This window comes from Amycolatopsis sp. NBRC 101858, from assembly GCF_030269325.1.
Taxonomy (GTDB): domain Bacteria; phylum Actinomycetota; class Actinomycetes; order Mycobacteriales; family Pseudonocardiaceae; genus Amycolatopsis; species Amycolatopsis ponsaeliensis.
This window is the reverse complement of the sequence record NZ_BSTD01000003.1, coordinates 113124-127943: the sequence shown is the minus strand read 5'-3', so window position 1 is coordinate 127943 and position 14820 is coordinate 113124. Positions and strand designations below refer to the sequence as shown.

General features: G+C 70.1%; 13 protein-coding genes and 1 tRNA gene. 6 read left to right on the top strand and 8 right to left on the bottom strand.

Features of this window, described 5'->3' with window-relative positions:
• Nucleotides 1-225: 225 nt before the first annotated feature.
• A tRNA-Leu gene (locus QSK39_RS23960) sits at nucleotides 226-299 on the bottom strand.
• A gap of 174 nt (nucleotides 300-473) precedes the next feature.
• Between QSK39_RS23960 and QSK39_RS23955 the strand changes: the two genes are divergently transcribed.
• Nucleotides 474-1088, top strand: coding sequence for an ANTAR domain-containing response regulator (locus tag QSK39_RS23955; protein WP_013227937.1), 615 nt, complete (start codon nucleotides 474-476; stop codon nucleotides 1086-1088).
• A gap of 33 nt (nucleotides 1089-1121) precedes the next feature.
• Nucleotides 1122-1646, top strand: coding sequence for a DUF4352 domain-containing protein (locus tag QSK39_RS23950; protein ID WP_285480061.1), 525 nt, complete (start codon nucleotides 1122-1124; stop codon nucleotides 1644-1646).
• Nucleotides 1647-1689: 43 nt separating this feature from the next.
• Here the strand turns inward: QSK39_RS23950 and QSK39_RS23945 are convergent, their stop codons facing one another.
• From QSK39_RS23945 to QSK39_RS23925, 5 genes are all read right to left on the bottom strand, one after another.
• The gene (locus QSK39_RS23945; RefSeq protein WP_285480060.1) at nucleotides 1690-2403 is read right to left on the bottom strand and encodes an ABC transporter ATP-binding protein; all 714 of its coding nucleotides are present in this window, start codon (nucleotides 2401-2403) and stop codon (nucleotides 1690-1692) included.
• Nucleotides 2393-3166 carry an ABC transporter ATP-binding protein gene (locus QSK39_RS23940; RefSeq protein ID WP_285480059.1) on the bottom strand — a complete coding sequence of 258 codons (774 nt, stop codon included), beginning with the start codon at nucleotides 3164-3166 and terminating at the stop codon, nucleotides 2393-2395. The genes QSK39_RS23945 and QSK39_RS23940 overlap by 11 nt, the downstream gene beginning before the upstream one ends.
• A complete protein-coding gene (locus tag QSK39_RS23935; protein ID WP_353051074.1) occupies nucleotides 3163-4290 on the bottom strand; it encodes a branched-chain amino acid ABC transporter permease in 1128 nt (375 codons plus the stop codon). Before QSK39_RS23935 ends, QSK39_RS23940 begins: the two co-directional genes overlap by 4 nt.
• The gene (locus QSK39_RS23930) at nucleotides 4287-5258 is read right to left on the bottom strand and encodes a branched-chain amino acid ABC transporter permease (protein WP_285480057.1); all 972 of its coding nucleotides are present in this window, start codon (nucleotides 5256-5258) and stop codon (nucleotides 4287-4289) included. The genes QSK39_RS23935 and QSK39_RS23930 overlap by 4 nt, the downstream gene beginning before the upstream one ends.
• Nucleotides 5259-5370: 112 nt before the next feature.
• The gene (locus QSK39_RS23925) at nucleotides 5371-6525 is read right to left on the bottom strand and encodes a branched-chain amino acid ABC transporter substrate-binding protein (protein WP_285480056.1); all 1155 of its coding nucleotides are present in this window, start codon (nucleotides 6523-6525) and stop codon (nucleotides 5371-5373) included.
• 561 nt (nucleotides 6526-7086) lie between these two features.
• Here QSK39_RS23925 and QSK39_RS23920 point away from each other — a divergent pair.
• Nucleotides 7087-7869 (top strand): alpha/beta hydrolase family protein, encoded by a 783-nt coding sequence (locus QSK39_RS23920; protein WP_285480055.1) that lies wholly within the window; start codon nucleotides 7087-7089, stop codon nucleotides 7867-7869.
• Here the strand turns inward: QSK39_RS23920 and QSK39_RS23915 are convergent.
• Nucleotides 7835-8806: a LysR family transcriptional regulator gene (locus QSK39_RS23915; RefSeq protein WP_285480054.1), complete on the bottom strand. Its 972-nt coding sequence runs from the start codon at nucleotides 8804-8806 to the stop codon at nucleotides 7835-7837. The two genes, QSK39_RS23920 and QSK39_RS23915, sit on opposite strands and share 35 nt — an antisense overlap.
• A gap of 3 nt (nucleotides 8807-8809) precedes the next feature.
• A complete protein-coding gene (locus QSK39_RS23910) occupies nucleotides 8810-9250 on the bottom strand; it encodes a PaaI family thioesterase (protein WP_285480053.1) in 441 nt (146 codons plus the stop codon).
• Nucleotides 9251-9312: 62 nt separating this feature from the next.
• On the opposite strand from QSK39_RS23910, the gene polA reads away from it, so the two are divergent.
• The 3 genes from polA to QSK39_RS23895 all read left to right on the top strand — a co-directional run bounded on the left by polA (nucleotide 9313) and on the right by QSK39_RS23895 (nucleotide 14573).
• A complete protein-coding gene (gene polA / locus QSK39_RS23905) occupies nucleotides 9313-12054 on the top strand; it encodes a DNA polymerase I (protein ID WP_285480052.1) in 2742 nt (913 codons plus the stop codon).
• A 154-nt stretch (nucleotides 12055-12208) separates the two neighbouring features.
• Nucleotides 12209-12742 (top strand): EF-hand domain-containing protein, encoded by a 534-nt coding sequence (locus tag QSK39_RS23900; protein ID WP_285480051.1) that lies wholly within the window; start codon nucleotides 12209-12211, stop codon nucleotides 12740-12742.
• A gap of 220 nt (nucleotides 12743-12962) precedes the next feature.
• Complete coding sequence (locus tag QSK39_RS23895) at nucleotides 12963-14573, top strand: trypsin-like peptidase domain-containing protein (RefSeq protein WP_285480050.1); 1611 nt, start codon at nucleotides 12963-12965, stop codon at nucleotides 14571-14573.
• Nucleotides 14574-14820 lie beyond the last annotated feature (247 nt).

Genomic DNA, 14820 nt, shown 5'->3' with positions numbered 1-14820 from the left:
CCTCAACCTGGCCCAGGCGCCCGAAGCGCTGCTCAGGACACTCTTCGAGGTGGTTCAGCTCCACGTCCAGATCCACGACGGGGGAGAGCATGCGACACTGACGATCACCTTGCCCGCCGACCAGGTCAGCGAGGTCGCGGGCACAGCAGAGAGGATCAGCGATCAGATGAACCCGCAAGCAACGCCAGGCCAGAGTGCCGGAGCGGCTTGTGGGGTTCTGGAACGTGCCCCCGGTGAGATTCGAACTCACACTGGACGGGTTTTGAATCCGTTGCCTCTGCCAGTTGGGCTACGGGGGCGCGACGCGACTACCCTACGGGATCACCGCTCCCGGCGAGTTACCGGGGCGGTGAGTGTCGCGCCCGCCACTACGTGGTGAACGCCATCTCTTCTTCTGGATCGTTCCCGGTAGGCTTCAGGTTCGCGGGAAGCCGCGAAGACCCACGTCCCGCCGAGTCTTCAGGAGGACCCCGGTGACCGATCAGGCTACCGAGGCCAACGGTGCCGCCACCGTGCCGCAGCGTCGGGTGCTCGTCGCGGAAGACGAGGCGCTCATCCGGCTGGACCTCGTCGAAATGCTGCGCGAAGAGGGCTATGAGGTCGTCGGGGAGGCCGGGGATGGGGAGCAGGCCATCTCGCTCGCCACCGACCTCAAGCCCGATCTCGTGATCCTCGACGTCAAGATGCCCAAGCTGGACGGGATCGAGGCCGCGGCCAAGATCACCGGTGACCGGATCGCGCCCGTCGTCATCCTCACCGCCTTCAGCCAGCGGGATCTCGTCGAACGCGCTCGTGACGCCGGCACCATGGCCTACCTCGTCAAACCCTTCGCCAAGCGGGACCTCGTGCCCGCCATCGAGCTCGCCGTCAGCCGGTTCTCCGAGCTGCAGGCCCTCGAAGCGGAGGTCGCCGGGCTCACCGACCGGCTCGAGACGCGCAAGGTCATCGACCGCGCCAAGGGCCTGCTCATGAGCCGGCAGGGCCTCACCGAGCCCGATGCCTTCCGCTGGATCCAGCGCACCGCCATGGACCGCCGGACCACCATGAAGGCCGTCGCCGAGGCCGTCGTCGAAAGCATCGGGAGCTAGCCGGGAACGGCGGTCGGCGGCAGAATCACCCAGGTGAAACTGCTGCCGGCCGTCGTTGCCCTCACACTCCTGGCCGGCTGCGAAGCCGCCGCGCCGAGCACTCCCGCGCCGTCGACCTACGAGCTGCCGCCGCGCCAGGTCCGGCCCGACGAAACCGCCCTCAAGGTGCCGCCCGCGAAGAACGGGGACACCGAGTTCACCCTGATCGGCCTCGCCGCGGGCCTGCCCAGCATCACCGGCAGCCACGCCGAAATGCTCCCCAAGGGCCAGTACGTGCGCTTGCGGCTCGTCGTCACCAACACCGGCACCTCGAGCGTCCTGTTCGACACGAAACGCCAGTTGCTCGTCGACGACCAGGGCGCCACCCACCCGTCGGACGAGCAGGCCATGCTGATCAAGCGCCAGCCCGGCCAGTTCGACCTCGGGCACGGCGTGCGCGTCGAGTTCGACCTCTACTGGGACATCCCCAAGGACCGGAAGCCGGTCGCCCTAAGGGCCTTCGGTGGGCCCACCATCACCGACATGCAGAACGTCAACGGCACCGACATCAAGCTATGAAAAGGGGCCCGGTCCGCAGACCGGGCCCCTTCGAACGAACAGATCAGACCCCCAGGTCGCCACCGAGGTAGGCGGCCCGGACCTTCGGGTCGTTCAGCAGGTCTGCCCCGCGGGCGCTCTGGACCACGCGGCCCGTCTCGAGCACGTACGCCCGGTCCGACAGCTTCAGCGCCTGCTGGGCGTTCTGCTCGACCAGCAGCACCGTGGTGCCGCGCTTGTTGATCTCGCGGATGATGTCGAAGATCTGCGCGATCAGCATCGGCGCCAGGCCCATCGACGGCTCGTCGAGCAGCAGCACCTTCGGCTTCGTCATCAGCGCGCGGCCGATGGCGATCATCTGCTGCTCGCCGCCCGACATCGTGCCGCCGAACTGCGTCTTCCGCTCGTTGAGCCGCGGGAACAGCTCGTAGACCTCGTCGAGGTCGGCCTGGAGGTCGTCCTTGCGGGTGTAGGCACCCATCAGGAGGTTCTCCTGCACCGTCATGCCGGGGAACACGCCCCGGCCTTCCGGTGACTGGCCGATCCCGAGCAGCACGCGCTTGTGCCCCGGGGTCTTCGAGATGTCCTCGCCGTTGAACAGGATCCGGCCGCTGGTGAGCGGACGCAGCCCCGAGATCGTCTTGAGCGTCGTGGTCTTGCCGGCGCCGTTGGCCCCGATGAGGGAGACGATCTCACCCTCGTCGACCTGGATGCTCATGCCCTTCAGGGCCGCGATCTTGCCGTAGTGGACGTTGATGTCCTCGACCTCAAGAAGCATCTTCGGACACCCCCAGATACGCCTCGATCACCTTCTGGTTGTTCTGCACCTCGTTCGGCAGCCCTTCTGCGATCTTCTGGCCGAAGTCGAGCACGGCCAGCCGGTCGCTGATGTGCATGACCAGGCCCATGTCGTGCTCGATCAGCAGCACGGTGCGGCCGTCGTCCCGGATCTTGCGGATCAGCGCCTGCAGGGCGTTCTTCTCCGCCGGGTTCATGCCCGCGGCCGGCTCGTCGAGCAGCAGCAGCTTCGGGTCGGTGGCCAGGGCCCGCGCGATCTCCAGCCGGCGCTGGTCGCCGTAGGACAGGTTCTTCGCGACGTTGTGCTCGACCCCGCCGATGCCGACGAACTCGAGCAGCTCACGCGCCCGCTCCCGGCCGTGCTGCTCTTCCTTGCGGTGCCACGGCAGGCCGAGCGTCGCGCCGATCGCGCCCGTCTTGTGGTGCGCGTCGACGCCCACCATGACGTTCTCCAGCGCCGACATGTTGTGGAACAGCCGGATGTTCTGGAACGTCCGGGCGATGCCGCGCTTGGTGACCTTGAAGCGCTTCATGCCGTCGATGCGGTCGCCGTCGAACCGGACCTGGCCCTCGGTCGGCTGGTAGACGCCGGTGATCACGTTGAACACCGTGGTCTTGCCCGCGCCGTTCGGGCCGATGAGGGCGAAGATCTCGCCTTCGTTGATGCTGAGGTTGACCTCGCGCAACGCCGTGACGCCGCCGAAGCGCATGGTCACGTTGTCGAATTCGAGCAGCCCGCTCACTTCGTCACCTCCGCCGAAGCCTCGGAGTCGGGGCCGGCCACTTCCGCGCCCATGGCGCCCATGCCGCCGGTTCCTTCCCGTAGTTCGGCCTTGCGCTGCCGCGACGGCAGCAGGCCCTCCGGCCGCAGCGCCATCATCAGCACCAGGACGGCACCGAAGATCAGGACGCGGTAGTCGTTGAACTGCCGGAACCGCTCCGGCAGCCAGGCGATCACGAACGCGCCGAGGATGACGCCGGGGAGGTTGCCCGAGCCGCCCAGCACGACCGCGGCCAGGATGGTCGCGGACAGGATGAACGGGAAGTTGTTCGGCTCGATGAACACGGCCTTGCTCGCGTAGATCGTGCCGGCGAACCCGCCGATCATGGCGCCGATGGCGAAGGCGAGCAGCTTGAACTTGAACGTCGGCACGCCCATCAGCTCGGCCGCGTCCTCGTCCTCGCGGATCGCCGCCCAAGCCCGCCCGACCCGGCTCTTGGTGAGCCGCACCGAGAAGACGATGACGAGCACGATCGCGACGACCATCAGGTAGTAGTACGGCGCCGGGTCGAGGAAGAACTCCATGCCGAACAGCGGCTCGGGGTGCGGGACGTTCGTGATGCCGCGTGCGCCGCCGATGCCGTCGGTGTTGTTCGCCGTGATCCGGACGATCTCACCGAAGCCCAAGGTGACGATCGCCAGGTAGTCGCCGCGTAGCCGAAGCGTTGGTGCGCCGAGGATCACGCCGGAGACCGAGGCCAGGAAGATGCCCAGCACCACCGTCGGCCAGAACGACCAGCCGTAGCTCGTGCCGATCGACGCCCACGTGTACGCGCCGATCGCGAAGAACGCCACGTACCCGAGGTCCAGCATGCCCGCGTGCCCGACGACGATGTTGAGGCCGACCGCCAGCAGGATGTACGTGCCGACCGGGAAGATCAGCACCGTCGTCCAGTCCGAGTACGGGGACATGAACGCCCCGATCCACGGCGCGGGCAGGATCAGCACGAACACGATCGCGGCGAGGTAAACGGCGTAGCGCTGCCAGTGCGGCGCGTCGGCCCACCAGTCACGCATGCCGTCGATGGGGTGGAAACCCTTGCGTGCGCGGGTTTCGTTCTTTTCAGCCACTCCGTCGCCTTTCATGCGCGTGCCCGCTGCAGGGATTCACCGAGGATGCCGGTGGGCCGGAGCATGAGCACGAGGACGAGGACCACGAACGCGGTGACGTCCTTCCACTCGGAGCCGAGGAAGATCGAGCTCCAGTTTTCGACCAGGCCCAGCACGATGCCGCCGAGGAGGGCACCGCGCAGGTTGCCGATGCCGCCGAGCACGGCCGCGGTGAACGCCTTGATGCCGAGCAGGAAGCCGACCCGGTAGTCGGTGTTCTCGTATTCCATGACGTAGAGCGCCGCGGCGACACCGGCCATGGCCCCGCCGAGCAGGAACGTGATCCGGACGATGCGGTCGATGCTGACGCCCATGAGCACGGCGGCTTCGGGGTCCTGGGCGGTCGCCCGGATGCCGCGGCCGATGCGCGTGCGGCTGACCAGCTGGTCGAGCACGACCATCACGACGACGGCGGCGATGACGACGAAGACGTGGTCGGTGCGCACGACGCCGTTGCCGATCCGGAAGAGCTCCTCGTGCGGCACGAACCGGGGTGCGTTCTGCTGGACCTTGCCCGCCTTGTCCGACAGCGCGGGGATGATGAAGAGGCCGAACAGCTCCTGCAGGAACAGGGAGGCGCCGATCGCGGAGATCAGGGCGGCGAGCCGGGTCGCGCCCTTCTTGCGCAGCGGCCGGTAGGCCAGCTGCTCCAGCACGATGGCCGAACCACCGGACACGGCCGCCGAGGAGACCGCGATGAGCAGGAGGATGCCGATCATCCCGAGCACGCCGACGGTGATCGGGGCGGTGCCACCGGCGATGGCGATGAGGATGAACAGGGACGTCATCGTCCCGATCATGAAGATTTCGGAGTGCGCGAAGTTGATCAGCCGCAGGACGCCGTAGACCATCGTGTAGCCCAGGGCGATGAGGGCGTAGATGGAGCCGGCTACCAGGCCGCCGATGGTGCTGCCCAGAAACTGGCTCTGCAGATCTTGGAACATGACGTAGTTGCCTTACCTGACGGGGCGAGGATGGTCGCCACATTGGCGGGGAGCGGGGGTGCTGTGTCCGAGCACAGCACCCCCGCTCCCGTTAGGTGTTTCTACCGCTCCGTCAGCCGGCGATCTTGGCTTCGGTCGAAGCGCCGAGGTTCTTGATGACCCCGCCGACGACCTGGTAGACGTAGATCGCGTTGGTCTGCGGCTCGCCGTTGTCCTTGAACTTGATCTGCTTCGACGCGCCCTTGAAGTCCTCGGTCTTGAGGAAGTCGTTGATCTTCTCGCCCGTGGTGTTGCCCGCCTTGACCGCGTTGATGATGGCGGTCGCGGCGTCGTAGCCCTCGGTCGCGTAGATCGCCGGGGCGACGTTGAACTTCGCCTTGTACTTCGTGGCGAACTCGTTGGTGGCACCCGCGTCCGGGATGTTGCACGGGCAGCCGACGACGGCGCCTTCGGCGGCCGCGGCACCCGCACCGGAGACCAGCTGCGGGTCGAGCGAACCGTCACCGGTGGCGAAGGTGGCCTTCACGCCGCCGTCACGGAGCTGCTTGAGCAGACGGCCGGCCTGGGCGTAGTAACCGCCGTAGGCGATGACGTCCGGGTTGGCGGCCTTGACCTTCTGCACGGTCGACGAGTAGTCCGACGCGTCCTTGGCGAACTTGTCGCGCTCGGTCGTGATGCCCTTGTCCTTGAAGGTCTTCTCGAACGCGTCGGCCAGGCCGACGCTGTACTCCTGGTCGTCCGAGATGACGTAGGCGTTCTTCGGCGACTTCGCCGTGATGAGGAAGTTCGCGATACCGGGGCCCTGGTCGTTGTCGTTCGCGACGACGCGGTGCCAGTACTTCCAGCCGTTGCCGGCCAGGCCCGGGTTGGTCGCCGACGGCGACACGCTCGGGATCTTGCCCTGCTCCAGGACGCCGCCGACGGCCTTCGACTCACCCGAGAAGGCCGGGCCGATCAGCGCGGTGATCTTGTCCGTGCCGATCGCGGTCTGCACCAGCGAGGTGGCCTGTTCCGGCTTGCCCTGGCTGTCGTAGTTCTTGAGCTCGAGCTTCACGCTCGGGTTCGTGGCGTTGTACTCGTCGATCGCGAGCTTCGCGCCGTTGTTGGGCGGGATCACGATCCCGGAGTTCTCACCGGTCAGGTCGCCCATGAACCCGATCTTCAGCGTGCTGCTGTCACCGCTGCCCGACGAGCTGCTGCCGCCGGCACAGCCCGCCAGCGCAAGCGACGTCGCCGCCGCGAGGGCGAGGACCCGTCCAAAACGCACTCCTGACACCGACTACCTCCCATGACCAACCAGCCGCCGGTAGGCGTTGCCCCCGACACAGGGGCTAGGTTAGGGCAGGAAGATATCCCTCTCGCCCGTCATGTGCACAGGCGGCCTCACTACTCTGTGTCCACATCGTGACGATCGCAACCGACACGAATTGCACGAAAAGGCGAACGACGTTTCGTTACAGCCCGCCGCTGGTCACGCAGCGATGCTAAGTATCGGCGCTTGTTTGGCGAATGGGTGACAGCTGTGTTTCCGCGGTATGTCATGGCCCATTTCGGCGCGCGGTGCGTGGCCGGTTTCCGGCGATCCGCTGTTCACCCTGGCGGGGGCTCCGCGGGGCGGGCACCGCCGTAGGGATGCACCTTACGTCCGGTTCGGGCGGCCGAACAGACCACCCCCCCCGCTCACCGGGACACGAGGTCTGCCCGAACGGCCGCCTCCCCGGGCACCGCTGTCACAACCACCGGTTGTCGTGGGCGCCGGAACGGCTGTTGGACCCGTCCCGCTCCCCGGCGGTTGGCTGGAGGCAACCGAGAGACAGGGAGAAGCGGGATGCGGATCGCCGAGCAGGAAACCGTCGAAGGGGTCGCGGCCGGGGTGCCGTTCGTGGCACTGCCGCCGGCGGACCGGGAAGCTCCGGCCGCGCTGGTGGCCGGCTGGCACCTGATGGAGGTGCCCGCGAGCGAGCAGGCCTTCGCCGAAGCGGTGCCGATGACCGGCCTGCAGGCCTGGCGGGTGTACCTCGGCCTGCCGCTGACCGGGGCCAGGCTGCCCGACGGCGGCCCGGCGGAGCTGTTCCGGCGGGCGAGCGAGGACGCGGTGCTCAACGTCTTCGAGCCGGTGACCGAGCAGGCGGCGGCGGAGTTCCCGGCGGCGCTGGCGGAGCTGCGGAGCCGGCTCCCGGGCGCGGACGGCCCGCTCGGCGTCTTCGGGGGCTCGGCGGGCTCACTGGTCGCGTTGGAGGTGCTCGCCCGCGGGCAGGTCGCGGTCGAGGCCGCCGCGGTGGTCAGCCCGGTCGCCCGGCTGGCGCCGGTGATCGGCCGAAACGAGCGGCTCTTCGACGTCACGTACCCGTGGAGCCCGCGGTCCCGGGCCGTCGCCGACCGCTACGACTTCGTGCGCCGGGCCGGGGAGCTGAGCGCGCCACTGCTGATCGTGGCGGGCGAAGCCGACGACGCCGCCGTCCGCGAGCCGGCCCGGGCGCTGCGCGAGGAGCTGGGGACCGAGCTGGTGACGGTCGGCGGGATGGGCCACGAGTTCGCGCCGGGGACGCCGGAGGCGGCCCGCGTCGACGCGGCGTTCAGCGATTGGTTCGCGCGGCGGCTGCGAGCTTGAGGTCGTCCTCCGGCAGCCAGGCGTGCTCCGGGTCGTAGGCGCACCAGTCCTCTTCGCGGCTGGTGCGCCCGGCCAGTGCCAGGAGCCGCCGCAGTGCCGGGTGCGCCTTCCCGCGCCGCCAGACCAGCGACCACGGGAACAGCGGGGACGGCGCGAAGGGCAGGACCGTCAGGTCGAGGTCGGGCGCGAGCTCCATGTCGGCCCCGGCGAGGGTGACGCGCCGCTTGCCGTAGCGCGTCTGCTCGAGCGTGTGCCGCAGGTCGTAGCTGACGCCGGAGTCGTCGATCGGCACGGCGAACCGGTCGCACATCGCGCGCAGGTAGGACAGCCATTCGGCGGCCCCGCCGGATCCCGGCAGCCAGATCCCCTCGGCGCGCAGCTCGTCGAACCGGAGCACGTCCTGCTGGGCTAGGGGGTGCTCCGGGGCGAGCAGCGCGACCAGGGGTTCGAGCCGGATCGGGCGGTGCTCCAGCTCGTCGGGCAGCGGCCCGCCGAAGCCGGTGACGCGGCCGATGGCGGCGTCGAGCCGGCCGGTCAGCAGCGGCTCGACGGCGTTCGCGAACCCGGCGCCGGCGACCCGGTCGATCCGCAGCGCCGGCTCCCGCTCGGCGAGCCGGCGCAGCAGGAACATGGGGGACAACCGGAAGTCGACGACGTCGAGGCGCAGCGGCCGGTCCTCGGCGCCCATGGCGGCCACCGCCGCGTCGGCCACCCGTACCAGCTCGCGCGCGTGCGGGAGGAAGCGCTCGCCGTCGGCGGTGAGCTCGACCGAACGGTTGGTGCGCAGGAACAACGGCGTGGCGAGGGTGTCCTCGAGCTTCCGGATCCGCTTCGACAGCGCCTGCTGGGTGAGGAACAGCGCCTGGGCCGCGCGCCCGAAGTGTCGCTGGTCGGCGGTCACGACGAACGCCCGCACCTGGGCGAGGTCGAGGTCCACGGCTCAGGCGCCCGGCGGGCGGTCCCGGACGACGCAGGTGAGCCGGGCGGTGCAGGTGCGGCGGCCCTCGTCGTCGGTCAGCACGATCTCCGCGGTGATGGTGCCGCGGCCGACGTGCAGCGGCGTCGCGACGCCGGTGACGGTGCCCGAGCGGACGGCCCGGTGGTGCGTGCAGGACAGCTCCAGCCCCATCGCGGCGCGGTCCGGGCCCGCGTTCAGCGCGGCGACCGTCGAGCCCAGCGCTTCGGCGAGCACGGCGTTGGCGCCGCCGTGCAGCAGGCCGTACGGCTGGAGGTTGCCCTCGACCGGGATCGTGCCGACCACGCGTTCGGCGGTCGCTTCCAGCAGCTTCATGCCGACCTTGTCGTTCAGCTGCTGGTCCGCCGCGGCGGGGTCGATCCCCGACAGCCGGTCCACGTCGATGGGGGCGGCACTTTCGGTCACGCAAAGCTCCTGTTCCTATGCGACACGTAAGAGTGTCGGACCCTCAGCCTAGACTCGGGCCCGTGAGCCCGAGTGAGAAGACGACCGTTGCCAACGCCACAGGAACGACCACTGTCGCCGAGCGGCCGAAGCTGCTGCTGATCGACGGCCATTCGATGGCCTACCGCGCCTTTTTCGCGCTGCCCGCGGAGAACTTCAAGACCAAGACCGGGCAGGTCACGAACGCGGTCTTCGGGTTCACCTCGATGCTCATCAACCTCCTGCGCGACGAGACACCGACCCACCTCGCGGTGGCGTTCGACCTCTCGCGCAAGACGTTCCGCTCGGAGACCTACGCCGAGTACAAGGCGAACCGCAGCACGACGCCGGACGAGTTCCGCGGCCAGGTCGACCTGGTGCGGGAGGTGCTCGACGTGCTCGGCATCCCGTCGCTGACGAAGGAGAACTTCGAGGCCGACGACATCATCGCCACGCTCACGACACAGGCGACGGCCGAAGACTTCGAGGTCCTCATCTGTACGGGTGACCGCGACGCGCTGCAGCTGGTCACCGACCAGGTCACCGTGCTGTACCCGAAGCGCGGCGTCTCGGAGATGACCCGGTTCACGCCGGACGCCGTCGAGGAGAAGTACGGGCTCACCCCGCGGCAGTACCCGGACTTCGCCGCGCTGCGCGGCGACCCCTCGGACAACCTGCCGAACATCCCCGGCGTCGGCGAGAAGACCGCGGCCAAGTGGATCAAGCAGTTCGGCTCGCTCGACGACCTGATCGACCGGGTCGACGAAGTAAAAGGCAAAGCCGGGGAGGCGCTCCGGGCGCACCTCAGCTCGGTCCAGCTGAACCGCCAGCTCACCGAGCTGATCCGCGACGTCGAGCTGGAGGTCGGCCCGTCGGGGCTGGAGCTGCGCCCGTGGGACCGCGAGGCGGTGCACGCGCTGTTCGACGAGCTGGAGTTCCGCGTCCTGCGCGACCGGCTGTTCGCGACGCTGCAGAGCGCCGAGCCGGAGGCCGACGAAGGCTTCGAGGTCTCGGGTGACGCGCTGGCCCCCGGCGCGCTGCCGGCGTGGCTCGCGGCGCACGCGGGCGAGGGCGAGCCGGTGGCGCTGGCCTTCCGCACCGTGGGTGCGTCGGTCCGGTCCGACCTGCGCGCGGTCGCCTTCGCTTCGGCCGACGGCGAAGGCGCGTACGTCGACGTGACGGCGATGGACCAGGCCGACGACGCCGCGCTCGCCGCGTGGTTCGCCGACCCGAAGATCCGCAAGACCGGCCACGACCTCAAGGTCCCGCTGCACGCGATCCGCTCCCGCGGCTGGGTGCTGGCCGGGCTGGCGATGGACACCGCGCTGGCCGCCTACCTCGTGCGGCCCGGGCAGCGCACGTTCGAGCTCGACGACCTCGCGCTGCGGTACCTGCACCGCGAGCTGCGCTCGGAGACCGACGGCGGCGACGGCCAGCTGTCCCTGCTCGACGGCGGCGCGGAAGGCCTGGAGCAGAAGGAGATCCAGGAGGAGCTGGTCAAGGCCCGCGCGATCTTCGAGCTGGCCGGCGCGCTCGACAAGGAGCTCGAGCAGATCGGCGGCGCGCGGCTGCTCGCCGAGCTGGAGCTGCCCCTGCTGGAGGTCATCACCGAGCTGGAGATCGCCGGCGTCGCCGTCGACCTGGAGCAGCTGACCACGCTCGAGGCGCACTACCTCTCGCGCGTCACGCAGGCGGCGGACGAGGCGTACGCGGTGATCGGCAAGCAGATCAACCTCGGCTCGCCGAAGCAGCTGCAGGTCGTGCTGTTCGACGAGCTGGGCATGCCGAAGACCAAGCGCACCAAGACCGGCTACACGACCGACGCCGAGGCGCTGCAGGGCCTGTTCGAGAAGACCGAGCACCCGTTCCTGCAGCACATGCTGGAGCACCGGGACGCGACGAAGCTGCGCACCACGGTCGAGGGGCTGATCAAGTCCGTCGCCGACGACGGGCGCATCCACACCACGCTGCTGCAGACCATCGCGGCCACCGGGCGGCTGTCCTCGACCGAGCCGAACCTGCAGAACATCCCGGTCCGCACCGAGGAAGGCCGCCGCATCCGCGACGCGTTCGTGGTCGGCGAGGGCTTCACCGAGCTGATGACCGCGGACTACAGCCAGATCGAAATGCGGATCATGGCGCACCTCTCCCAGGACGAGGGCCTGATCGAGGCGTTCAACTCGGGGGAGGACCTGCACACGTTCGTCGCGTCGCGGGCGTTCTCGATGCCGCCGGAGGAGATCACGCCGGAGCTGCGCTACCGCGTCAAGGCGATGTCGTACGGCCTGGCGTACGGGCTGTCGGCGTACGGGCTCTCGCAGCAGCTGCGGATCTCGACCGAGGACGCCAAGTCCCAGATGGAGGCGTACTTCGACCGCTTCGGCGGGGTGCGCGACTACCTCCACTCGGTCGTCGGCGTCGCGGCGAAGAACGGGTACACCGAGACGGTCTTCGGCCGCCGCCGCTACCTGCCGGACCTCAACAGCGACAACCGCCAGCGCCGCGAGATGGCCGAGCGGATGGCGCTGAACGCCCCGATCCAGGGCAGCGCGGCCGACATCATCAAGGTCGCGATGCTCAACGTCCACCGCGCGCTGGTCGAGGCGAAGCTGAAGAGCCGGATCCTGCTGCAGGTCCACGACGAACTGGTGCTCGAGGTCGCCGAGGGCGAGCGCGACGAGCTGGAGAAGCTGGTGCGCCACGGCATGGGGTCGGCCTACGAGCTGGCGGTGCCGCTGGAGGTCTCGGTCGGCTACGGCCGATCCTGGAACGAAGCCGCGCACTGAGACATCCGGGGCTCCGCCCCGGGCCGGGGGCTTTTCCACCCGGACCCCCTCAAGCGGTGTCACTCTGCGCCACGACCCGGATCACCGGGTCGTGGCGCGGGTGTACTCGGCCGGACGTCGTGGGGTGCCGGTCATCGGGACCAAGCTGTCGGCCATGGCCAGTGACTTCCAGCGACGCAAGATCTCCGGCGTGTTCGGCGCGATGGACACCGACGACGACGGCTACCTCACCGAGGCCGACTTCCGGGCGCTCACGGCGAGATGGCTCGACCTCCGGGGTACCGACACCGGCACACCCGAGGGCGAGAAGCTCGCGGCGATCATGATGGGCTGGTGGGCGACGCTGCGCGACGCGTCCGACCGCAACCGTGACGGCAAGGTCACCCTCGACGAGGTCCTCGGCGTCGTCGACGAGCTCCCGAAGATGCCGGGCGCCGTCACGGGCACCGCCGACGCGATGTTCGAAGCCGTCGACGAAAACGGCGACGGCGCCATCTCCGCCGCCGAGTACCGGCGCCTGATCGAGGCGTGGAACGGCGTCGACACGCCGACGGACGAGGTCTTCGCCCTCCTCGACCTCGACGGTGACGGCAGGCTGTCCCGCGAGGAGTTCACCGGGCACTGGTTCGAGTTCTGGGCCGGCGACGACCCGGCGGCCCCGGGCAGCTGGGTGTTCGGCCGCGTCTGACTTCCCGCGCGTGGCGGTGCAGTGTTCGGTGATCTTTCGGGCAGACCGCCGGACGGCGCCACGGTCCCGCTGAGCGGTCCCCAAACGGGTCGAGACACTCACTCCGGTACGAAAACCCTTGGCATTGCGACGAATGGCAGCATCCGTTCGGGTGAGCCATTACCGCTGGGTAGGGAGGTCGGCGCCCGAGCCGCGGCGATCACGGCGTAGGGTCCGCCGAATGGGGTTCGAGCGTGAGCGACGACGCTGGCGGGTCCGGCTGCACGACGAACTCGGCCGGGTGTGCGGCGCGGGCACGGTGCTCGACGAGTACCACGTTCTCACGAGCGCGCACGTCGTCGAGACCGCCGGGGGGCCGCGCTCCGCGCTGAGCGTCGACTTCGTCGGCCTGGCCGAGGCGATGCCCGGCACGGCCACCGTCGTCGACGGCTGCTGGGTGCCCTCCGACGGGGGCGGCCGCGGCGACCTCGCCGTGCTGCGGCTCGAACGTCCCGAATCCCGCGTCTTCCGCGCGCCGCTGCACCGCATGCCGCTCGGCGAACACCAGCTCGTGCGCGCCTTCGGCTTCCCACCGGGCTCGGTCGGCCGCTGGACCCACGCCCGGCTCGGCGGCCCCGAGCAGCCCGGCAGCGCCGGCGGCGAGTGGGTCCGCCTGTTCCGCACCGCCGAAGCCGAACCGCTCGGCCCCGGTTTCGGGGGCACGGCCGTGCTCGACGAGGCGACCGGCCACGTCGTCGGCGTGGTCGTCGGCAAGGACACCGGCACCTGGATGATCCCGGTCGAGACGATGCTGGGGCACCTGCCGCAGCTGAGCATCTGGACCTCGGGCAGCCCGGCCGTCGACGCCAGCTTTTCGCGGCCCGTCGGTGAAGCCGTCGACGTCTCCTTCGTGCAGAGCGTCGCCGACTGGTTCGCCAAGGCCGAGCCCGGCACCGTCTGGGTCGTCGACACCGGCGAGGCCGGCTCGCCGGTGGCCGCGGCGCTGCGGTTCGGGATCGTCCTCGCCGACCGCGAACGCTCCCTGGGCGTGCCCGGCCTGCCGCCCGCGCTCGGCGAGATGCCGCCGGCGGGCAGCGTCGACCTGGCCGTCGACGCCACCGGCCGCACGGCCGACGCCATCCGCCACCGCATCGAAGACCGGCTCACCACCGGGGTCGCGGGGCGCACGCTCGTCGTCGACGCGATCGACGACTCCGCCGAACCCGACCGGCTCGTCGGCGAGGTGCTGGCCCCGCTCGCCGGCCGCGCGGCCGAGCTCGGCATCCGCCTGCTGCTCGGGTTCCGGGAGGAGTCCTCGCCCGGGGTCGCGGCGGTGCGGGCGAGCACGCTCGGCGCCCGCCCGGCGCCCGACGACCTCGCGGGCCGCCTCGACGTGCTGACCCAGGCCGTGGAGGAGCTCGCCGAGATCGAGGCGTACCAGTTGCGCGTGGCGACCCGGTTCACCGGCGTCGCGATGCTGCCGGCCCGCGCCCAGCGACTGCGCGGCGCGCTGAAGCAGCTGCGCTCGGCCGAGGTCGACGGCGACGCGGAGTGGGTCGAGAAGCACATCGGCGGCCACGAGCACGCGGTCGCCCCGGCGGTCGAGGACGGCCGCCGCCAGCGCGCGGTGCTCGACGGCCTGGTCGCCCGCCGCGAGGAACTCCGGGCGCGCTTGACGGCCGACAACGAGCTGGCGCGCGAGCAGGGCTTGGCGGGCGACCCGGAACTGGAGCAGGCGTACGTTCCGGCGAAGAGGCTGCTGATCGACGGCCCCTGCGAGCTGACGGCGGCGGCCACGGCGGTCGACACGTATGCGGCCGCGGTCCGGGCCCGCATCGAAGACCGCGCCTGACGGTTCCGGCGCCGGCCCGAAACTGTCGGTGCCGGGCGGTAGCGTGGAAAACGGGGGCGCCCCCGCGGACCCGGGAGAACAGCGGCCACCTTCGGCGCCACGGACCCAGGCGAGCCGCCGCGACCTCGCCTCGGCGGACCCGGGCGAGCCGCCGCCACCTTCGGCCCCGGCGGACTCGGGCGTGCAGTGGCCGCCTTGGGCCCGGGAGAGCCGCCACCACTTCCGGCGCGGCGGACCCAGGTGAGCA

Excerpts from the sequence above, each read along its gene's own strand:
- QSK39_RS23895 (WP_285480050.1), top strand. The coding sequence starts at position 12,963 with ATGGGGTTCGAGCGTGAGCGACGACGCTGGCGGGTCCGGCTGCACGAC.
- QSK39_RS23900 (WP_285480051.1), top strand. The coding sequence starts at position 12,209 with ATGGCCAGTGACTTCCAGCGACGCAAGATCTCCGGCGTGTTCGGCGCG.
- QSK39_RS23945 (WP_285480060.1), bottom strand. The coding sequence starts at position 2,403 with ATGCTTCTTGAGGTCGAGGACATCAACGTCCACTACGGCAAGATCGCG.
- QSK39_RS23935 (WP_353051074.1), bottom strand. The coding sequence starts at position 4,290 with ATGAAAGGCGACGGAGTGGCTGAAAAGAACGAAACCCGCGCACGCAAG.
- QSK39_RS23930 (WP_285480057.1), bottom strand. The coding sequence starts at position 5,258 with ATGTTCCAAGATCTGCAGAGCCAGTTTCTGGGCAGCACCATCGGCGGC.
- QSK39_RS23920 (WP_285480055.1), top strand. The coding sequence starts at position 7,087 with ATGCGGATCGCCGAGCAGGAAACCGTCGAAGGGGTCGCGGCCGGGGTG.